Annotated in this window: 15 protein-coding genes, 5 tRNA genes and 3 rRNA genes; 4 read left to right on the top strand and 19 right to left on the bottom strand. The window is 41.4% G+C overall.

The window, feature by feature from the left end:
* Nucleotides 1-53: 53 nt before the first annotated feature.
* The 10 genes from trkA to PARA_RS03345 form a co-directional block, all read right to left on the bottom strand.
* Nucleotides 54-1430, bottom strand: coding sequence for a Trk system potassium transporter TrkA (gene trkA / locus PARA_RS03390; RefSeq protein ID WP_014064552.1), 1377 nt, complete (start codon nucleotides 1428-1430; stop codon nucleotides 54-56).
* The gene (locus PARA_RS03385; protein ID WP_014064551.1) at nucleotides 1427-2242 is read right to left on the bottom strand and encodes a glycosyltransferase family 2 protein; all 816 of its coding nucleotides are present in this window, start codon (nucleotides 2240-2242) and stop codon (nucleotides 1427-1429) included. Before PARA_RS03385 ends, trkA begins: the two co-directional genes overlap by 4 nt.
* Nucleotides 2243-3580 carry a 16S rRNA (cytosine(967)-C(5))-methyltransferase RsmB gene (gene rsmB / locus PARA_RS03380; RefSeq protein WP_014064550.1) on the bottom strand — a complete coding sequence of 446 codons (1338 nt, stop codon included), beginning with the start codon at nucleotides 3578-3580 and terminating at the stop codon, nucleotides 2243-2245. It abuts the gene before it with no gap.
* The gene (gene fmt / locus PARA_RS03375) at nucleotides 3580-4536 is read right to left on the bottom strand and encodes a methionyl-tRNA formyltransferase (protein WP_014064549.1); all 957 of its coding nucleotides are present in this window, start codon (nucleotides 4534-4536) and stop codon (nucleotides 3580-3582) included. Before fmt ends, rsmB begins: the two co-directional genes overlap by 1 nt.
* Before the next feature lie 59 nt (nucleotides 4537-4595).
* Nucleotides 4596-5105 carry a peptide deformylase gene (gene def / locus PARA_RS03370; protein ID WP_014064548.1) on the bottom strand — a complete coding sequence of 170 codons (510 nt, stop codon included), beginning with the start codon at nucleotides 5103-5105 and terminating at the stop codon, nucleotides 4596-4598.
* A gap of 117 nt (nucleotides 5106-5222) precedes the next feature.
* Nucleotides 5223-5338, bottom strand: a 5S ribosomal RNA gene (gene rrf / locus PARA_RS03365).
* 142 nt (nucleotides 5339-5480) lie between these two features.
* A 23S ribosomal RNA gene (locus PARA_RS03360) occupies nucleotides 5481-8379 on the bottom strand.
* A 180-nt stretch (nucleotides 8380-8559) separates the two neighbouring features.
* Nucleotides 8560-8635: transfer RNA gene (locus tag PARA_RS03355), tRNA-Glu, on the bottom strand.
* 112 nt (nucleotides 8636-8747) lie between these two features.
* Nucleotides 8748-10287, bottom strand: a 16S ribosomal RNA gene (locus PARA_RS03350).
* Together the 16S, 23S and 5S rRNA genes with 1 tRNA gene alongside form the textbook arrangement of a ribosomal RNA operon.
* 316 nt (nucleotides 10288-10603) lie before the next feature.
* Nucleotides 10604-11269: a TfoX/Sxy family DNA transformation protein gene (locus PARA_RS03345; protein ID WP_014064547.1), complete on the bottom strand. Its 666-nt coding sequence runs from the start codon at nucleotides 11267-11269 to the stop codon at nucleotides 10604-10606.
* A gap of 226 nt (nucleotides 11270-11495) precedes the next feature.
* On the opposite strand from PARA_RS03345, the gene PARA_RS03340 reads away from it, so the two are divergent.
* From PARA_RS03340 to recX, 3 genes are all read left to right on the top strand, one after another.
* A complete protein-coding gene (locus tag PARA_RS03340; RefSeq protein WP_014064546.1) occupies nucleotides 11496-12338 on the top strand; it encodes a patatin-like phospholipase family protein in 843 nt (280 codons plus the stop codon).
* Between the two features lie 136 nt (nucleotides 12339-12474).
* Nucleotides 12475-13530: a recombinase RecA gene (gene recA, locus PARA_RS03335; RefSeq protein WP_014064545.1), complete on the top strand. Its 1056-nt coding sequence runs from the start codon at nucleotides 12475-12477 to the stop codon at nucleotides 13528-13530.
* Between the two features lie 69 nt (nucleotides 13531-13599).
* Entirely contained in the window at nucleotides 13600-14052 is a 453-nt protein-coding gene (gene recX, locus PARA_RS03330; RefSeq protein ID WP_014064544.1) for a recombination regulator RecX, read from the top strand.
* Here the strand turns inward: recX and crcB are convergent.
* From crcB to PARA_RS03295, 7 genes are all read right to left on the bottom strand, one after another.
* Nucleotides 14027-14422, bottom strand: a complete 396-nt coding sequence (gene crcB / locus PARA_RS03325; RefSeq protein WP_014064543.1) for a fluoride efflux transporter CrcB — start codon at nucleotides 14420-14422, stop codon at nucleotides 14027-14029. The two genes, recX and crcB, sit on opposite strands and share 26 nt — an antisense overlap.
* Nucleotides 14423-15241, bottom strand: a complete 819-nt coding sequence (locus PARA_RS03320; RefSeq protein ID WP_014064542.1) for a Cof-type HAD-IIB family hydrolase — start codon at nucleotides 15239-15241, stop codon at nucleotides 14423-14425. It abuts the gene before it with no gap.
* Nucleotides 15242-15398: 157 nt separating this feature from the next.
* Nucleotides 15399-16583: an elongation factor Tu gene (gene tuf / locus PARA_RS03315; protein WP_005635637.1), complete on the bottom strand. Its 1185-nt coding sequence runs from the start codon at nucleotides 16581-16583 to the stop codon at nucleotides 15399-15401.
* A gap of 104 nt (nucleotides 16584-16687) precedes the next feature.
* Nucleotides 16688-16763 (bottom strand) — tRNA-Thr (locus tag PARA_RS03310).
* Between the two features lie 3 nt (nucleotides 16764-16766).
* Nucleotides 16767-16841, bottom strand: a tRNA-Gly gene (locus PARA_RS03305).
* Between the two features lie 41 nt (nucleotides 16842-16882).
* Nucleotides 16883-16967, bottom strand: a tRNA-Tyr gene (locus PARA_RS03300).
* Between the two features lie 30 nt (nucleotides 16968-16997).
* Nucleotides 16998-17073, bottom strand: a tRNA-Thr gene (locus tag PARA_RS03295).
* 215 nt (nucleotides 17074-17288) lie between these two features.
* Between PARA_RS03295 and coaA the strand changes: the two genes are divergently transcribed.
* Entirely contained in the window at nucleotides 17289-18224 is a 936-nt protein-coding gene (gene coaA / locus PARA_RS03290; protein ID WP_014064541.1) for a type I pantothenate kinase, read from the top strand.
* Nucleotides 18225-18263: 39 nt separating this feature from the next.
* On the opposite strand, the gene cydC is transcribed toward coaA, so the two are convergent.
* Nucleotides 18264-19922 (bottom strand): thiol reductant ABC exporter subunit CydC, encoded by a 1659-nt coding sequence (gene cydC, locus PARA_RS03285; RefSeq protein WP_014064540.1) that lies wholly within the window; start codon nucleotides 19920-19922, stop codon nucleotides 18264-18266.
* Nucleotides 19915-21660 (bottom strand): ABC transporter ATP-binding protein/permease, encoded by a 1746-nt coding sequence (locus tag PARA_RS03280; RefSeq protein WP_014064539.1) that lies wholly within the window; start codon nucleotides 21658-21660, stop codon nucleotides 19915-19917. The genes cydC and PARA_RS03280 overlap by 8 nt, the downstream gene beginning before the upstream one ends.
* Nucleotides 21661-21662 lie beyond the last annotated feature (2 nt).

Below are 21662 nucleotides of genomic sequence, written 5' to 3'. Positions count from 1 at the left end.
AAAATTAAAAGAGTGCGTATTATAGATTTTCAGATTAAAAAGTAAACTATTATTTAAATAAAAAATGCACTTGGTTGGAATAATTTTTCTATTTCTGACACAGATTTCTTGTCATTAATATAAACAATGACACTATCACTTTCTTCAATGGTCACCTGACGACGTGCAATGATAACCTCATTTTTACGTAAAATTGCCGCAATCATTGCACCAACTGGAAGTTTAATATCGCCAATCTGTCTTCCAACCACATTGGATGTGGTCGAATCGCCATGTACCACAAGTTCAATGGCTTCCGCAGTACCATGACGCAAAGATGCCACGTTTTTGATATCCCCTTTACGCACATGTCCTAATAAAGCGGAAATTGTCGCTTGTTGTGGTGAAACCGCAATATCAATGGTTCCACCTTGAATCAAATTGATATATGCCATGCGCTGAATCAGTACCATGGCTTTTTTAGCACCAAGACGTTTTGCCAGTAACGCCGACATAATATTGGCTTCATCGTCCGCACTTAATGATAAAAAGACATCGACGTTTTCGATATGTTCTTCAAAAAGTAGGTTTTGATCAGAGGCGTCACCATGGAAAACAAGGGTTTTAGAGAGTTTCTCTGCCAACACTTTTGCTTTTTCACCATCACGCTCAATGAGTTTTACTTGATACTTATCTTCTAGCTGTTTTGCAACACCAGAGGCAATATTCCCGCTGCCGACAATCATGATACGCTTGTAAGTTTTCTCAAGGCGTTGCAATTCGCTCATTACCGCTTTAATGTGTTCTGTCGCACAAATGAAGGTGATTTCATCTCCCGCCTCAATAATGGTCGAACCTTGCGGGCGAATTAATTTATCATTACGTAAAATTGAAATGATACGGCAATCAATATGTGGCATATGCTCTTTAAAAGCGGATAACGCATAGCCTACTAATGGACCGCCGTAATACGCTTTTACGATCACAATGCTAATTCGATTATTGGCAAAATGCGCCACTTGCAACGCACCTGGATAAGCAATTAAGCGTGTAATCTCATCTGTAACTAAATTCTCTGGCGAAATCAGATGATCGATGGGCACGTTTTCATCATTAAATAATTTATCTTTCTCACGCAAATATTCCGCATTACGAATACGTGCAATACGAGTTGGTGTGTTGAAAAGTGTATATCCCAACTGGCAAGCAATCATATTAGTTTCATCAGATGCGGTTACGGCAACCATCAAGTCTGCATCTGCTGCCCCAGCATCTCGTAAAATCTTGGGTGAAGAAGGCGAACCTTTAACCACACGTAAATCATGCTTATCTTGCAAATTCTGCAAATGTTGAGATTCATTATCGACTAGTGTGATATCGTTATCTTCACTCACTAAATTTGCCGCAAGTGTTGTGCCTACTTGTCCTGCACCTAAGATGATTATTTTCATTCTGTTCTCTCCACAACCAAAGGTCGGATACCAATTTCAGCTGAATTTAGACCGCACTTTAATGTTTCAATGCGGCGACAAATGGTCGCCGTTACTTGTTCTGCTTCTGCCATTTTTTCTGAAGTAATCGAAGAATCTTGTTTACCAAATAACAGACCATCGAGCAAACGTTCTGCATGCATCCCTTCACGACAAAAATGCAACACGCCTACATCTTCAAATAATGTCGCTACTTTTGCCGTTTTAGTGGTTGCAATGCCTAAAGCGCCATCTTCACCGCCGAGCTCTCGGAATAATTGATGTGTAGGAAATCCGCCACACGCTAAGAAAAAAGCTTTATTGAAAACGATATTTCCCCCGCAGGTCATGCGCATATATTGCCATGCCTGATCAAAATTAGGGTGTTCCGCATAATGTTGGGCTAAATTTATCGGCTTTAATGCTAATCTCACGACCGAAGTATCTGGCTGAAAATAAAATGTTGCCGAAGCCACTTCCAATGCTCCAGGTTCGTATGCATCATCCGCATCTAAAAATGCGACAAAATCGACTGCACTTTTAGCAGAGAGCATCGCCCCCCAATTTCGAGCCATCGCAACGCCACTATTTTTCGGCATTTGTTCGACAGAAATTCTGTCTGGATATTGTTTTGCAAGCTGTAAGGCTAATGCTAATGTATTATCTGTCGAGGCATCATCAATCAGCCAAAGGAGACCAAGATTATTTTGCTGCAACACAGACTCTACTGCACGAACAAGCGTTTGTTCAGCGTTATAGCAAGGAATGACGACATCAATTAAAGGCAAATTCATTTAAGCTGACCGTTTTCTCAATTTTGCATAATAGAAACCATCCCCGCCATTCTCTTGTGGTAAGAATTGGATTCCAATCGTATTTTCCGTTTGTTCAAACGGCAATGGCATTAATTCTGCATCAGATGTTTCAGCTAAAAGATGCTGTATTTGCTGACTATTCTCATCGGGAAGCACCGAGCAAGTCGCATAAAGCAAAATGCCATTAGGTTTCAATTTTGCCCAAAGCGCTTTTAGAATTTGTCCTTGTAAGGCAACCAATTGAGCAATATCTGTTTCTTGACGTAACCATTTAATATCTGGATGGCGACGAATCACGCCCGTTGCTGAGCAAGGTGCATCTAATAAAATACGATCAAAGGATGCACCATTTAAACCTATTTCTGAAAGCCATTTTTCAGGCTCGGTCGCATCACCACAAACGACTGTCGCCTGTTGATTCAAACGGGTAAGATTTTCTTCGACGCGTTTTAAGCGATGAGCCTCGACATCAAGCGCAATCACTTTCGCTTGTGGCGCCATTTCTAAAATATGCGTAGTTTTCCCACCTGGCGCCGCGCAAGCATCTAAAATTAATTCACCATTTTGTGGCTCAAGCAATAAGGCCGACCATTGCGCATTGAGATCCTGAACAGTTACTGCACCTTGTTCAAAATTTGGTAGTTTTGAGACAGAAAGTGGTTGAGCTAAACGCAAAGCATGTGGGTTATCACATTCAAATGCTGCTATCTCTTGCTCTTCCAACAAAGTGCTGTAAGTTTTCGTGTTATTTTGCTGTTGATTGACCCGTAACCACATTGGTGGCTTTTGGTTATTCGCCTCAATAATTTCACGCCAATTCGGATAAGCTTTTTTGAGTTTATTCACAAACCATTCAGGATGAAGCGTTTGCCAATGCTTATCTACTACAGCAAGAATATCCTCTTGCTCCCGTAAGAAACGACGCAGTACACCATTAACCAAACCACGGAAACTATCTGATTTTAATGATTTTGTGGCGTTCACCACTTCATCTACCGCCGCATGAGCGGGCACGCGCATATAAAGTAATTGGTACAATCCCACCAATAGCAAGCAGTGCACGATGCGGGTTTTCCCCTTCAATGGCTTATCTAATAGTTTTTTTATAATATTTTCTAAACGAGGCAATACGCGACAAATACCAAAGGTGATTTCCTGTAATAAAGGTAAATCCTGTGGTTTTACCTGCGATTGCACTTCAGGAAGCAACGTTGATAAGGACTTACCTTGATCTAAAACCTGTAAAATCACTTGAGCAGCAATAGCGCGTACCGAAAGTGCGGTCGATTTTTCCGTTTTTTTTCGTTGAAATACCATTAGTTTAGAACCTTACCAACCTGGAACCAATCTGCTCGACCATTGAGGAAGTCTTGCACAGACATAGGTTTCTTGCCTGCGGGCTGAAGTTGCAATAAATTTAAAACGCCTTCTTTCGTGGCAATTTGGATACCTTTTTTATCGACACTTAAAATCGTCCCAGCTGGTTTATCCACATGTGGCAATACCGCTGCAGCATAAATTTTTAAGGTTTGTTCATTACCTTGCTCATCAGTTAACTGTAGGAAACTAATCGGCCAAGGATTAAACGCGCGGATATTGCGTTCAAGCTGGACTGCCGATAGCGACCAATCTAATTTAGCCTCTTCTTTGGAAAGTTTCTCTGCATAGTTACTTTGGCTATCATCTTGTTTTTCTGCAATGAATTTCCCTTCTTCCAAATGATCCAAAACATCAATCAATGCAGACGGCGCAATTTCAGCTAACTTATGGTAAAGCGAGGCGGAGGTTTCTTGCGCATCAATATCACAATACACTTTGTGTAACATATCGCCAGTATCTAAGCCTGCATCCATCTGCATAATTGTCACACCTGTTTGTTGATCTCCAGCCCAAATAGATCGCTGAATAGGTGCAGCGCCACGCCAACGTGGCAACAGAGAGCCATGCACATTTAAACAACCTAAACGAGGCATATCTAACACTGCTTGAGGTAAAATCAAACCATAAGCGACAACAACCATCACATCGGCATTTAACGCTTTAAGCTCTGCTTGTGCTTCTTCTTTACGCAAGGATTTTGGTTGATAAACAGGAATTTGATGCTGTTCTGCTAATTGCTTTACAGGACTCGCCTGCAATTTTTTACCGCGGCCAGCCGGTTTATCTGGCTGCGTATAAACAGCAATAATATTGTGATGTGAATTTAAGAGTGCAGCAAGATGTTGTGCTGCGAAGTCCGGCGTACCGGCAAAGATGATATTCAATGGTTTCATAATGTTCTACGTTATGGCGTTGATAGGAAAAGTGCGGTCATTTTATACCGCACTTTTGATTATTGTTTTGCAATTTGTTTTTTATATTTCACTAATTTTTCTTTGATACGTTGACGTTTCAACGGTGAAAGATAATCCACAAATAAAATACCGTTCAAATGATCGATCTCATGTTGAATACAGATTGCTAATAAACCATCCGCATCAAGCGTAAATTCTTTTCCATGACGATCTAACGCTTTTACCGTGACTTTTTCTTTACGAGGCACTAAAGCACGGAATCCAGGAATAGATAAACAACCTTCTTCAATGCCTGTTTCACCTTCAGAAGCCAAAATTTCTGGATTAATCAACACTAATTGATTTTGTTTGTCACCTTCAATATCAATCGTAATAATACGCTGCAAGATATCTACCTGTGGAGCAGCAAGACCAATGCCTTCTTCTTGGTACATCGTATCAAACATATCATCTACAATTTTACGAATGTCATCATTGACTTCTACAACTGGCTCACAAACAACCTTAAGGTGATCATCTGGATAAATTAATACATTAAGTGCGGTCATATTTTCTCTTGTTTTATTAAAATTACGGCGGTGATTGTATCATAGAATCAACACTTTGCTAAAACTCCATAAACAAAAAAACCCCAAGCCATTCAGCTCGGGGTTCTTCTATTCAGTACCTGGCGGTGTCCTACTCTCACATGGGGAAGCCCCACACTACCATCGGCGCATCGGCGTTTCACTTCTGAGTTCGGTATGGGGTCAGGTGGGACCACCGCTCTATCGCCGCCAGGATTATTCCTTTAATAACTCTATTTCTTTCTGTTCCGCTATCTCTAGCGCTCACAACCAAACAAGCTGATTTAACTTCAAAACTTTCTCTTTCTTCTCTGAGTTTGTTTCGTCTTCTCAACACCCAAAACCCTTGAGCGTTGTATAGTTAAGCCTCTCGGGCAATTAGTATCTGTTAGCTCAACGGCTCGCACCGCTTACACACCAGACCTATCTACGTCTTAGTCTTAAACAACCCTTACTGTCTTAAAGACAGGGAGAACTCATCTCTTGGCAAGTTTCGTGCTTAGATGCTTTCAGCACTTATCTCTTCCGCACTTAGCTACCCGGCAATGCGTCTGGCGACACAACCGGAACACCAGTGGTGCGTCCACTCCGGTCCTCTCGTACTAGGAGCAGCCCCAATCAATTCTCCAACGCCCACGGCAGATAGGGACCGAACTGTCTCACGACGTTCTAAACCCAGCTCGCGTACCACTTTAAATGGCGAACAGCCATACCCTTGGGACCTACTTCAGCCCCAGGATGTGATGAGCCGACATCGAGGTGCCAAACACCGCCGTCGATATGAACTCTTGGGCGGTATCAGCCTGTTATCCCCGGAGTACCTTTTATCCGTTGAGCGATGGCCCTTCCATTCAGAACCACCGGATCACTATGACCTACTTTCGTACCTGCTCGACTTGTCTGTCTCGCAGTTAAGCTTGCTTATACCATTGCACTAACCTGACGATGTCCGACCGTCATTAGCAAACCTTCGTGCTCCTCCGTTACTCTTTGGGAGGAGACCGCCCCAGTCAAACTACCCACCAGACACTGTCCGAGACCACGTTTCGTAATCTTCGTTAGAACATCAAACGTTAAAGGGTGGTATTTCAAGGACGACTCCAACAATACTGGCGTATCATCTTCATAGTCTCCCACCTATCCTACACATCAAAATTCAATGTTCAGTGTCAAGCTATAGTAAAGGTTCACGGGGTCTTTCCGTCTAGCCGCGGGTACACCGCATCTTCACGGCGATTTCAATTTCACTGAGTCTCGGGTGGAGACAGCCTGGCCATCATTATGCCATTCGTGCAGGTCGGAACTTACCCGACAAGGAATTTCGCTACCTTAGGACCGTTATAGTTACGGCCGCCGTTTACTGGGGCTTCGATCAGGAGCTTCTCTTTCGATTACACCATCAATTAACCTTCCAGCACCGGGCAGGCATCACACCCTATACGTCCACTTTCGTGTTTGCAGAGTGCTGTGTTTTTAATAAACAGTTGCAGCCAGCTGGTATCTTCGACCGGTTCAACCTTCGCCCGCAAGGGACTACAATCTACGCCGGCGCACCTTCTCCCGAAGTTACGGTGCTATTTTGCCTAGTTCCTTCACCCGAGTTCTCTCAAGCGCCTGAGTATTCTCTACCTGACCACCTGTGTCGGTTTTCAGTACGGTTTAGATAAACCTGAAGCTTAGTGGCTTTTCCTGGAAGTGTGGTATCGGTTACTTCAGCTCCGTAGAGCCTCGTCATCATCTCTCAGTGTTAAAGAAGTCCGGATTTGCCTAAACTTCACACCTACAAACTTAAACGCACATATCCAACAGTGCGATAACCTAACCTGCTCCGTCCCCACATCGCAGTTTATCCAAGTACGGGAATATTAACCCGTTTCCCATCGACTACGCTTTTCAGCCTCGCCTTAGGGGCCGACTCACCCTGCCCCGATTAACGTTGGACAGGAACCCTTGGTCTTCCGGCGAACGGGTTTTTCACCCGTTTTATCGTTACTTATGTCAGCATTCGCACTTCTGATACGTCCAGCAGCCCTCTCGAGCCACCTTCATCCGCTTACAGAACGCTCCCCTACCCAACAGACTTTCGTCTGATGCCGCAGCTTCGGTGCTATATTTGAGCCCCGTTACATCTTCCGCGCAGGCCGACTCGACTAGTGAGCTATTACGCTTTCTTTAAATGATGGCTGCTTCTAAGCCAACATCCTAGCTGTCTAAGCCTTCCCACTTCGTTTCCCACTTAATATAGACTTTGGGACCTTAGCTGGCGGTCTGGGTTGTTTCCCTCTCCACGACGGACGTTAGCACCCGCCGTGTGTCTCCTGAGTATCACTCTTCGGTATTCGTAGTTTGCATCGGGTTGGTAATCCGGGATGGACCCCTAGCCGAAACAGTGCTCTACCCCCGAAGGTGTCCGCTCAAGGCTCTACCTAAATAGATTTCGGGGAGAACCAGCTATCTCCCGGTTTGATTGGCCTTTCACCCCCAGCCACAAGTCATCCGCTAATTTTTCAACATTAGTCGGTTCGGTCCTCCAGTTAGTGTTACCCAACCTTCAACCTGCCCATGGCTAGATCACCGGGTTTCGGGTCTATACCTTGCAACTAGACGCCCAGTTAAGACTCGGTTTCCCTTCGGCTCCCCTATTCGGTTAACCTCGCTACAAAATATAAGTCGCTGACCCATTATACAAAAGGTACGCAGTCACCCTTAAAAGGGCTCCCACTGCTTGTACGTACAAGGTTTCAGGTTCTATTTCACTCCCCTCACCGGGGTTCTTTTCGCCTTTCCTTCACAGTACTGGTTCACTATCGGTCAATCAGGAGTATTTAGCCTTGGAGGATGGTCCCCCCATCTTCAAACAGGATATCACGTGTCCCGCCCTACTTATCGTTAGCTTAGTACCATGACCTGGACTTCGAGTACGGGGCTATCACCCTGTATCGCCAAGCTTCCCAGCTTGTTCCTCTGTCTCTGTCATTATCACTAACAGGCTCCTTCGCGTTCGCTCGCCGCTACTAACGAAATCTCGGTTGATTTCTTTTCCTCGGGGTACTTAGATGTTTCAGTTCTCCCGGTTTGCCTCACTTACCTATGGATTCAGTAAGTGATAGTAGATTCTTCATCTACTGGGTTTCCCCATTCGGACATCTTGGATTAAACGCCTCTTATCGACTCATCCAAGCTTTTCGCAGATTAGCACGTCCTTCATCGCCTCTGATTGCCAAGGCATCCACCTTGTACGCTTAGTCACTTAACTATACAACCTCAAAAATTCTTGATGTTGTGTTTTCAACTAAACACTTGATTGCTTTTGTTCAATCAAGATTTTATTCTTACTCAGACTTTTTCTTATCCTTAAAGGACTTGAAAGTCTCTTCAGTTTTTCAGCTTGTTTCCTGGTTGTTAAAGAACAGAAGATAATAAAGTTATCTTTATTTGGCGTCCCCACGGGGATTCGAACCCCGGTTACCGCCGTGAAAGGGCGATGTCCTAGGCCTCTAGACGATGGGGACAACAAATAAAGATACTCTATCTTACATTTTGCTTACGCACTTTTCTCTCTTCATTCATTTTCTACAATATATCAATCAATCTGTGTGGACACTTATTGTCTCTCGTTTTTGGTAAGGAGGTGATCCAACCGCAGGTTCCCCTACGGTTACCTTGTTACGACTTCACCCCAGTCATGAATCATACCGTGGTAAACGCCCTCCCGAAGGTTAAGCTATCTACTTCTGGTACAACCCACTCCCATGGTGTGACGGGCGGTGTGTACAAGGCCCGGGAACGTATTCACCGCAACATTCTGATTTGCGATTACTAGCGATTCCGACTTCATGGAGTCGAGTTGCAGACTCCAATCCGGACTTAGACGTACTTTGTGAGATTCGCTCCAGCTCGCACTATCGCTTCCCTCTGTATACGCCATTGTAGCACGTGTGTAGCCCTACTCGTAAGGGCCATGATGACTTGACGTCATCCCCACCTTCCTCCGGTTTATCACCGGCAGTCTCCTTTGAGTTCCCGACCTAATCGCTGGCAACAAAGGATAAGGGTTGCGCTCGTTGCGGGACTTAACCCAACATTTCACAACACGAGCTGACGACAGCCATGCAGCACCTGTCTCAGAGTTCCCGAAGGCACCAATCCATCTCTGGAAAGTTCTCTGGATGTCAAGAGTAGGTAAGGTTCTTCGCGTTGCATCGAATTAAACCACATGCTCCACCGCTTGTGCGGGCCCCCGTCAATTCATTTGAGTTTTAACCTTGCGGCCGTACTCCCCAGGCGGTCGATTTATCACGTTAGCTACGGGCGCCAAACTTAAAGCTCAACCCCCAAATCGACATCGTTTACAGCGTGGACTACCAGGGTATCTAATCCTGTTTGCTCCCCACGCTTTCGCACATGAGCGTCAGTACATTCCCAAGGGGCTGCCTTCGCCTTCGGTATTCCTCCACATCTCTACGCATTTCACCGCTACACGTGGAATTCTACCCCTCCCTAAAGTACTCTAGCGACCCAGTATGAAATGCAATTCCCAGGTTAAGCCCGGGGCTTTCACACCTCACTTAAGTCACCGCCTGCGTGCCCTTTACGCCCAGTTATTCCGATTAACGCTCGCACCCTCCGTATTACCGCGGCTGCTGGCACGGAGTTAGCCGGTGCTTCTTCTGTAGTTAACGTCAATCACCTAGTCTATTAAACTAAATGCCTTCCTCGCTACCGAAAGAACTTTACAACCCGAAGGCCTTCTTCATTCACGCGGCATGGCTGCGTCAGGGTTGCCCCCATTGCGCAATATTCCCCACTGCTGCCTCCCGTAGGAGTCTGGGCCGTGTCTCAGTCCCAGTGTGGCTGGTCATCCTCTCAGACCAGCTAGAGATCGTCGGCTTGGTGAGCCTTTACCTCACCAACTACCTAATCCCACTTGGGCTCATCCTATGGCATGTGGCCCGAAGGTCCCACACTTTAATCTTTCGATATTACGCGGTATTAGCTACAGTTTCCCGTAGTTATCCCCCTCCATAAGCTAGATTCCCAAGCATTACTCACCCGTCCGCCACTCGTCATCAAAGAAGCAAGCTTCTTTATGTTACCGTTCGACTTGCATGTGTTAAGCCTGCCGCCAGCGTTCAATCTGAGCCATGATCAAACTCTTCAATTCAAGTTCAATCGCTCAATACTGCTGACATAAAATGTCACTACTTAAAAAAGTATTATGAATTTCTAGTTAGCACCTATTAAGACTTCAAAATTAAAAAATATTTTTAAAACAAGTCAATCAACAAGTGCCCACACAGATTGTCTGATATATTGTTAAAGAGCAAAAAACAACGACGCACTGGTTTTATTAAAGATTCACAACAGCGCGTCGTTGTGTGGGGTGCATTATAGGGATTTTTGAAATCCACGCAAGCACTTTTTAAAAAAAATTTATCGATAGATGATTTTTTAGACGCAAACACCTTTAAGTTATGCTATTAAACCTTTTTTAAAGTTCGTTTACAGCGCCTAAATCCATTTGCAGAAAGTATTTCATTAAGTTTATTAAGCCCTCTCTCCTTTTCTTTCTCAGTATAAAACTCACAATTACGATTTTCTAAAGCGCCACGAAGTCGCCAATAAAAAGCTTCAGTTGCACCAATGTCCGCTTTCTTCAAACGAACAATTGCATTTTCAGCACCTATTTGTCGTAAAATATCGACATTATCAATACCCACTTTCTTTAATGCTCGTTCATACTTAACCGATAAATTCGGTAAATCACGAATCCGTCCAATCTTAGAGAGTGCAGAATCGAGTTTTTCCTTCCTTATTTGAGTAATTGAAAGAATGATCAAGGTTCTCATTAAGACATTATCTTTCAAGATACTTTCAGTTAAAGCATAATAATCAGATAATACGAAGCGCTTATTGAGTTCATTTGTTGTAAAAGGTTTACATCCAAGTCCTTTTAGTTTTATGGAAAGCTCATCCTTAGCTCGTAAGTAAACCTTATTATTTGCCCAAACAGCAAACATATCTTTTTCTTTATGAAACAAGCCATATCCCGTAAATAGATTTTTACTTGTTACATCTCCGATAAGTTGATTTAACAAATCACATACTTTACTGATATGATCATTTGGGATTATGAGAGTTTTCATTTTAAAACTCCTCCTTACTTAAGGTTAATCACATACGACTATACCAAGAAGTACTTCTCAAAAATGGTTATATCATAATCAGTTAAAGGTGACGAATATAAAATTTCAAATTTGTGAGAAAGATCGCAAATGTAAAATTTATTTATTGATAAACAACTAGATAAGAAAAAATAAGCTTATAGTTTAATATTTAATCATTAAAATTTTTTAGAATACAGGAGTAAAAATGACAGTAGGACTCGTTCTTGAAGGTGGCGGCATGAGAGGAATGTTTACCGCAGGCGTTCTTGATGCCCTCATGGAACAAAACATTCAGATAGATAAAATTATTGGCGTTTCTGCGGGCGCATTATTTGGCATAAATTATGCATCCAATCAAAAAGAAAGAGCGTTGAGATATAACCTAAAATATCTTAAAGATAAACGTTATATGGGATTTAATAGCCTTTTTACAACTGGCAACATTGTCAATAAAGATTTTGCTTTCTATGATCTCCCCTTTAATCTCGATCCTTTTGATCAAAATGAATTTGAAAAATCTCACATTGATTTCTATTTAGCCACCACAAACATTGAGAATGGTAAAGCTGAATATTTCAAAATCGAAAATGTTTTCAAAGAAATGGAATACTTCAGAGCAACCTCTGCGATGCCTTTCGTCTCAAAATTTGTGGAAATTAATGGACAAAAATATCTAGACGGCGGAATTGCTGATAGTATTCCATTTGAAAAAGCACAAGATCTCGGTTGTGATAAAATCATCGTTGTTTTAACCCAACCTATCGACTACCGTAAAACAAAATCTTCTTCTTTTTTATTCAAGCTTTTTTATCGCAACTATCCACACTTAGTTAAAACCTTAGAAAATCGCTACCGCACTTATAATGAACAAGTAGAAGAAATTATTCGTTTAGAAAAAGAAAATAAAATCTTTGTAATTCGCCCAAATGTATCACTCAATATAGGTCGATTAGAACGAGATGAAACCAAAATAAGAACTGTATATGAACTGGGTGAAAAAATTCTTTCAGCACAAATTCAAGATCTAAAAAAATACTTAAGAAGTTGATTTTAAATAAACTATTTCTCAAGTTTGGAATCTAGTTCACATTTTTTCATCAAGGAAAAAATTTTCTCTTGATACTGTACATCAATACAGATATAATCTGGCCAAATTTAGATAACTCTATTCAAGAAGGTTTTATATGGCAACTCAAGAAGAAAAGCAAAAAGCGCTCGCCGCAGCACTTGGTCAAATTGAAAAGCAATTCGGTAAAGGCTCAATTATGAAATTGGGCGATACTCAAGCCCTTGATGTTGAATCTGTTTCAACGGGTTCTTTAGGTCTTGATGTCGCTCTTGGTATTGGTGGTTTACCAATGGGTCGTATTGTTGAAATTTTTGGACCTGAATCTTCTGGTAAAACAACCTTAACTTTATCTGTTATCGCTCAAGCACAAAAAGTAGGTAAAACCTGTGCGTTTATCGATGCGGAGCATGCACTTGATCCTATTTATGCAGCAAAACTTGGCGTTGATGTGAAAGAACTTTTAGTCTCCCAGCCAGACAATGGTGAACAAGCACTTGAAATTTGTGATGCCTTAGTACGCTCTGGAGCTGTAGATGTGGTCATTGTAGACTCAGTTGCTGCACTTACCCCGAAAGCTGAAATTGAAGGTGAAATGGGAGATTCACACATGGGTTTACAAGCGCGTTTAATGTCTCAAGCACTACGTAAATTAACCGGTCAAATCAAAAATGCAAACTGTCTTGTTATCTTCATTAACCAAATTCGTATGAAAATTGGTGTCATGTTTGGTAACCCAGAAACCACAACTGGTGGTAACGCGCTAAAATTCTACTCTTCTGTTCGTTTAGATATCCGTCGTACAGGTTCAGTTAAAGATGGAGATGAGGTTATTGGTAACGAAACTCGTGTAAAAGTAGTTAAAAACAAATTAGCCGCACCTTTCCGCCAAGTAGATTTCCAAATTCTTTATGGAGAAGGTATCTCTAAAGCTGGCGAATTAATTGAACTTGGCGTTAAACACAAACTTGTTGAGAAATCCGGTGCATGGTATGCATATAACGGTGAAAAAATTGGCCAAGGTAAAGCCAATGCAATGAAGTGGTTACATGAAAACCCTGCAAAATCAGATGAACTTGAAGCGAAGCTTCGTGCTGAATTAGTCGCTAACCCAGAACAAGCATTAATGGCGGACATTGAACAATCTAATGATGACGCAGAAAGCGATTTCTAATCACTAAAAGTGCGGTCAAAATTGACCGCACTTTTCATTTCACCCGTATTTCACCTAAAAGGAATTTTTATGTCTTCTCTTTCCTTGAGCTATGTTGTTAATTTACTTGCTCGACGTGAATATAGCGAATTTGAACTACGCAATAAAATGCAGGAAAAAGCATTTACAGAAGATGAGATCGATGAAACGATTGCTTACTGTCAGAAAAAAAACTGGCAAAATGATAAGCGATTTGCTGAAAATTATTTACACGCACGTTCGCAACGTGGGTATGGTGCAAATCGTATCAAACAAGAATTACGTCAACTGAAAGGTGTATCTTCAGATGTAATCAATGAAGTTCTCGCAGAAAGTGAAATTAATTGGATTGAAATAGCAGAAAAGGTTCTACACAAAAAGTTTCCTAATTATGCAGAACCTCAACCAATCAAAAGCAAACAAAAAATTTGGCAGTATATGCTCTCTCATGGATTTTATTCTGAAGAATTTAGCGATTTTATCGGAAATGGAATAGAAGACTGATGAGCCTAAAGAAATAAATCCCTAATACGGTAAAAATTAAACAACCAACTAAATGGCTCACTAAAACGAACAATCCATTTACCCACTCTTCTTTAAAAAAGAGTTCTATTACTTCGCCTGAAAAAGAAGAAAAGGTGGTGAGAGCACCAAGAAATCCAGTCACTAAGAATAATCGCCATTCAGGGCTAAATTGAGGAAATAACCAAAAGGCGGCCACTAAAATCCCCATCAAAAAACAGCCAATAAAGTTCGCCACAAGTGTACCAAATGCAAGTGTGCTAAATAGTGAATTCAACCAAAGACCCAATCCCCATCGTAAGGATGCTCCGATGGCTGCGCCTGTGCTAACAAGAATAAGCGACTGAAACATTTATTTGATACCAAAAAGCTCCGCCAAATGTTTGGCTACCGCTTCGTCTTTATTGAACCCAATCTCTTCCAATTCAGGGCAAGCTTCTTTTAAACGAGGATCAGCATTTGCCATCACATAACCTTTACCAGTCAAAGAAAGCATTTCAACATCATTCTGGCCATCGCCAAAAGCAATACAATCTTTTAATTCATAATTTCTATTTTCTAATAGATGAGCTAATGCATCACCTTTCGATACATTTTTGTTCATGACCTCTAAGCAAGTTACCGCTGAATAAACAATTGTGGTTTTATCCCCGAAATGTGTTCTGAGATAATTTTCTAGTTCTATTAGTTCTTTAGGATCATGAGCAATAAAAAATACTTTTTCAGTTCCTCTTCCATGGTGTTTTGTGAAATCAACCACCTCATACATGAAGCCTGAATCCTTATGATATTTTGCTAATTCAGGCACATCTGTATTGATAAACCAACCATCATCTTGATAAGTATTGATACAAATCTTGGTACGATCAAAAGGGATTTTATACAACTCAAGCACGATTTCTTCTGGAAGACTATTGCTATAAATAAGATTACCTTTTAGATCGCGTACTCTCGCGCCATTGGAAGTGATCATTACAGCATGCTCCGCTCCAATCTTCCCTAAAATAGAAGAAACATCCGTGTGATTACGGCCTGTCGCTAAAATAATATCAACACCTTTTTGTTCTAATTTATTTAATATCTCAATTGTAAAATCACCAATTACATGATTAGCATTGAGTAATGTACCGTCAAGATCAGAAACAACGGCTTTAAATGGAAGTTGTTGCATAAAACCACCTGTATAAAAAATGAGTCTGTATCATACCAAAACAACACAATTTTTGACCGCACTTTCTATCATAAAAACAACATTCATTGATAAAAAACAAAAAGGCGTATCTTTCGATACGCCTTCTTAATCTAACTTGTTACAGTTAATACATCAATTATTTGATGATTTTCGCAACAACGCCTGCACCTACTGTACGGCCACCTTCACGGATTGCGAAACGTAAACCTTGGTCCATCGCGATTGGGTGGATTAAGCTTACTGTCATTTTGATGTTATCACCAGGCATTACCATTTCCACGCCTTCTGGTAACTCGATTGTACCAGTTACGTCAGTTGTACGGAAATAGAACTGTGGACGGTAACCTTTGAAGAATGGAGTGTGACGACCACCTTCATCTTTTGATAATACGTAAACTTCTGATTCGAAATCAGTGTGTGGAGTGATTGAACCTGGTTTCGCTAATACTTGACCACGTTCGATTTCTTCACGTTTGGTACCACGTAATAATGCACCGATGTTTTCACCTGCACGACCTTCGTCAAGTAATTTACGGAACATTTCAACACCAGTTACTGTTGTTTTCGCTGTTGGTTTGATACCAACGATTTCAACTTCATCACCAGTACGAATGATACCACGCTCAACACGACCTGTTACTACTGTACCACGACCTGAAATTGAGAACACGTCTTCGATTGGAAGAAGGAACGGTTGGTCAATTGCACGCTCTGGCTCTGGAATGTAAGTATCTAAGTGGTTTGCTAACTCAAGGATTTTTTCTTCCCATTCTGCAACGCCGTTTAATGCTTGTAATGCAGAACCACGTACGATTGGAGTATCGTCACCTGGGAAGTCATATTGAGAAAGAAGTTCACGAACTTCCATTTCTACTAATTCTAATAACTCTTCGTCATCTACCATGTCGCATTTGTTTAAGAATACGATGATGTAAGGTACACCTACTTGGCGACCTAATAAGATGTGCTCACGAGTTTGTGGCATTGGACCATCTGTCGCTGCTACTACTAAGATAGCACCGTCCATTTGCGCCGCACCGGTAATCATGTTTTTAACATAGTCCGCGTGTCCTGGGCAGTCAACGTGTGCATAGTGACGAGTTGGAGTATCGTATTCAACGTGTGAAGTGTTGATGGTGATACCACGCGCTTTTTCTTCTGGCGCGTTATCGATTTGGTCGAATGCACGAGCTGCACCACCGTAGTGTTTTGCTAATACGGTTGTGATTGCTGCTGTTAAAGTTGTTTTACCGTGGTCAACGTGGCCGATTGTACCCACGTTTACGTGCGGTTTTGTACGTTCAAATTTTTCTTTAGACATTTAAAGAGTCCCTCTAAATAGACACGGTTATCGATGGGTAAATTAAACCACATTAACCAATAAAATCATTACTATTTAATAAAGGAAAGAGGAATTTGGAAGGCTGGTGCTGATAGGCGGATTTGAACCGCCGACCTCACCCTTACCAAGGGTGCGCTCTACCAACTGAGCTATATCAGCGTTTGGAGCGGGCAGCGGGAATCGAACCCGCATCATTAGCTTGGAAGGCTAAGGTAATAGCCATTATACGATGCCCGCAGTCCTAAATTCATCTGTCCCATCAGAATTCATTTAGAAAATGGTGGAGGGAGAAGGATTCGAACCTTCGAAGGCTGAGCCAACAGATTTACAGTCTGCCCCCTTTGGCCGCTCGGGAACCCCTCCACGCTAAATGAATACTTGTTTACTAAAGGATGGTGCCGACTACCGGAATCGAACTGGTGACCTACTGATTACAAGTCAGTTGCTCTACCTACTGAGCTAAGTCGGCGTGTTGTAAGCAAGTGAGGCGTATTATATGGAAAATTTTATGCCTGACAAGTTTTTTTTATGAAAAATACGTTTTTTTTAACTATTCGTCTAATTTACAAGCAAAAAGCCACATTCTTGCTTTAAATCTCACCAGTTTTAATAAAAAACAATGATCACAACTCATTTATAGGGTATATTTTGTCCAATTTTTTTTCACTCTAAACATAAAACACCGTGGAAATCATCGAACAACTCACGCCCTTTCTGAACTTTAGCCGTCAACAATGGGCTGAATTAAGAAAATCTGTTCCGCTAAAATTAACGGAGCAAGATCTTAAACCGCTTTTAGGTTTTAATGAAGAGCTTTCTCTTGATGAAGTGAGCACCATTTATCTGCCACTTGCACGTCTGATTAACTATTACATTGATGAAAATCTTCGTCGCCAAACGGTTTTAAATCGTTTTCTAGGCGGACAAAGCCCTAAAGTCCCTTACATCATTAGTATTGCGGGTAGTGTTGCAGTCGGGAAAAGTACATCAGCACGTATTTTGCAATCTTTGCTGACCCACTGGCCTACCGAACGAAAAGTTGATCTAATTACTACTGATGGTTTTCTTTATCCATTAGAGAAACTTAAAAAAGATGATTTGCTACAGAAAAAAGGCTTTCCTATTTCTTATGATACGGCCAAATTAATTCGTTTTTTAGCTGATATCAAATCAGGCAAGCCATCTGTAAAATCGCCTATTTACTCTCATCTGACTTACGATATCGTTCCTGATAAATTTGATATTGTCGACCAACCGGATATTTTAATTTTAGAAGGACTAAATGTTCTTCAAACAGGTTCAAACAAAGCGAATCAAACCTTCGTGTCTGATTTTGTGGATTTCTCTATTTACGTTGATGCAGACGAGAACTTGCTCAAAGAATGGTACATCAAGCGATTCTTAAAATTCCGTCAAAGTGCTTTCACTAATCCGGATTCCTATTTTAAACATTATGCCAATCTCTCTGAGCAGGAAGCCATTGAAACTGCTAGCAACATTTGGGATAACATTAACGGATTGAATTTAAAACAAAACATTCTGCCAACTCGTGAACGCGCTAATCTGATTCTTAGAAAAGGTGAAAATCACGAAGTTGAGTTAGTGAAATTAAGAAAATAAAAAAGAGCGGTCAATTTGACCGCTCTTTTTCTCACTGCCTTACGACATTCTACCATTCTCAATGCCAATCACCTGATCACAAATAGCCATAGTCGATTGGCGATGACTCACAAGAATAATCAATTTTTCTGCTTTCACATTCAATAACGATTTCAAAATCATCGCCTCGTTTAAGCTATCCAAATTACTGGTTGGTTCATCAAGTAAAATAATCGGTGCATTGTGCAAAAATGCACGAGCAATACCAATACGTTGTTTTTCACCATCAGACAAGTTACCGCCCAATTCCGTCATTTTCGTTTGATACCCTTCTGGCAAGCTCAAAATGAAATCATGAATTGACGCTTTCTTCGCGGCTTCCATAATTTCGTCTAGTGTTGCATCACGGCGCGCAAGACGGATATTTTCCTCGATGGTTTCGTTGAAAATATAGGTTTGCTGAGTGATGTACGCCATATTGTCACGCAAACTACGGGTGTTGATATTCGGTAAGGTTTCGCCATTAATTTTAATGCTACCCGATTTAGGATCGTAAAAACGCATCAGCAGTTTTAACAAGGTGCTTTTACCGCTTCCACTTCTGCCGTGGATACCTGAAATTTCACCCTTTTTCACTGATAAACTAACATCCGATAAAATTTGTTCTTCACCATAAGCAAAACTTACGTTCTCAACATCAATGCGAGAAACATCCTTCAAATCGACCGCACTTTCTACGTCTTTTAATTCGGGTTCTTCCGCTAGCAAGCTCAATACACGCTCACCAGAAGCCAAGGTTTGTAACAAGTTGCTTGAAAGGTTACTTAACGCAATAACCGGGCCATAGCTCGACATCAATAAAATCACGCCAATTAAAAAGGCAGAAAAATCAATTTTATCTAGGCTAAACAAAATTAAACCCATGAATAACATAATGATGTTAAACGCCGATACCGCCACTTCAGTGTAAACACGTACTTTCGCTTCTTGGTCTTTAATGCGTTCAAAAGCCGTATCAATTTTTTGGCTGCGTTGTTGAATTTCATCTAAACGTTGTTTTGCGTAGCCGAAAAGTTGGATCTCTTTCATACCACGCACACTGTCGAGGAAGAAATCATTCATTTCGCCTACTAATTCACGATAGCGTCTGCCATCTTCACGCGCTAATTTAGTGGTGATAATCGGTAAAATCACACCCACTGTTAAGTAAGCGGCTAATGCCACAACCACAAACCAGCCTGAAAGATGAGCAAAGACCAACAATAAAATCGCAGAAGTAAAGAACGCAATCATAATCGGTGCAATAGTGTGCGCATAGAACACTTCGAGCAATTCAATATCATTGGTGACTAATGACACTAATTGCCCCGCTTGTTTGTCTTGCAACTTCACAAAAGCCAAACGGCGCAAAGAAGAAAACACTTTATCACGCAATAATGCCAATAATTTAAAAGCAATATAGTGCCCTGACATTTGCTCTAAATAACGCAATGCGCCACGGGCCACCGCCAATACGATAAGTGCGGTCAAAATTCCAGAAAAACTTAAGTGGGTGTCAAAGTTTAATAAATTTACTAAACCCATCGCCCCAAGCACCATAATAAAAATGGCAGCAAGAAAACCGAGCGTTCCCATCGTGATAGTAAACGCCATGATATGCGCCAATGGAGTCACTAATTTCAACAAATGCCCCATCACAACAAAACCATTTTTACGCATTTGCCACCTCTCTAATTTGTTCTAAATCTTTTTGTTGTTGGAACATTTCAGCATACGCACCTTGTTTTTCCATGAGCTCTTTATGTGTGCCTTGCTCAATTAATTTGCCTTGTTCAAGCACATTAATGCAGTCGGCATTCACGGCATTCGCCAAGCGGTGAGAAATCATCACAATGGTTTTCTGTTGTTTAAATTGCTGAATGAACTGCAAAATAATTTCTTCGCTTTCCACATCAATGTTACTGGTCGCTTCGTCAAAAATATAAAGCGCCGCATTGTGTAATAACGCGCGAGCTAACGCTAAACGTTGAATTTGTCCGCCAGATAAATTCGCACCACGGCTTAATAACTGCATCTCTAATCCACCATTATCTCGAACGAATTGCGCCAAATTGACTTGTTCTAAACACGCATAAATTTGCTCATCTGTGGCATCAATTTTCGCCATCATCATATTTTCACGCAGCGTACCTTTAAACACATAACTGCTATGGCTCACCAAAGAGACTTTTTCATAAAACGAATGTCGATCAATCTCTTGAATTTCTTGGCCGTTGAATAGAATTTTGCCTTGTTGCGCCTTATTAAAGCCCATTAGCAATGAAACCAAAGTGGATTTACCACAACCACTTTTACCCACAAATACCGTAAGCTGATTTGGTAAGATGCTTAAATCTAAACCTGTAATTGCTGGTTTCTCTTCGCTGTAAGCAAAATGCAGATCTTGAATATCCACCTGAATGGTATTTTTCGCTGTAAAATTGACCGCTTGTGTTTGAGTTTCCACTGGCGTATCTAACAATGTAAAGATCTTATCGGATGCCGCTTTACCATTCATCGCCACATGGAAGAAAGAACCCAATAAACGAAGTGGAATAAAGAATTCAGAAGAAAGCAGAATAAATAAAATGACGCCTAATACGGTTAATTGATCGGCCTGGAATTGCAATAAAGCCGTTAAAATCCCGATTGCTGCACCACCGTAAGCAAGTAAATCCATCAGTGATACCGAGTTAAGCTGCATGGTCAGTACTTTCATGGTAATTTTGCGGAAATGTTCTGCTTCCTCATCCATTGCTTTCGCTTTATAAGCATCATCTTGATAGATTTTCAGCGTGATTAAACCTTGTAGGTTATCTAAGAAACTGCTGCCTAATCCCACATAAATGGACCAATATTTTGCCAAGAGTTTTTTCGCAATTTTATTCACTGCAATGATCGACATTGGAATGAGTGGCACACAAATCAACAAGATTAAGGCTGTTTTAAAGCTGAAAAAGATCAGAAAAGCGAAGAGTGTGAGCGGGGCAAGCAAGCTATAAAAAAGCTGAGGTAAATAACGTCCGAAATAGATTTCAAGCTGCTCCACACCTTCTGAAGCCACTTGAATGATGTTTGACGTGGATTGTTGATTCACTTGGTTAAGTGGCATCGAAGCCAATTTTCGATAGATGAGGCTACGCAGCTCATGTTTGACTTTCGTACTAGCAAAATAAGAGGCCTGCACCGATTTTTTACCCGCAAAGGCACGCAACGCCAAAGCAGCAATTAAAACGATGCCCAAAATGACCGCACTTATCGGGCCCAATTCATTAAAATAAGCCGCCTGTAAAATATAGGAAAACACGACGGCACTAATAATCCCACCAATTAACGCCACCCAATTCCATAACACCGTGATGCCAATCCATTTTTTACTGTCGGCCACCGTGTTAATTAGGCGTTTATCTATCATCATAA

It is taken from the genome of Haemophilus parainfluenzae T3T1 (assembly GCF_000210895.1).
Taxonomy (GTDB): Bacteria; Pseudomonadota; Gammaproteobacteria; order Enterobacterales; family Pasteurellaceae; genus Haemophilus_D; species Haemophilus_D parainfluenzae_A.
Note: the sequence above shows the minus strand (reverse complement) of the source record. Positions and strands in the feature narration are given on the sequence as shown.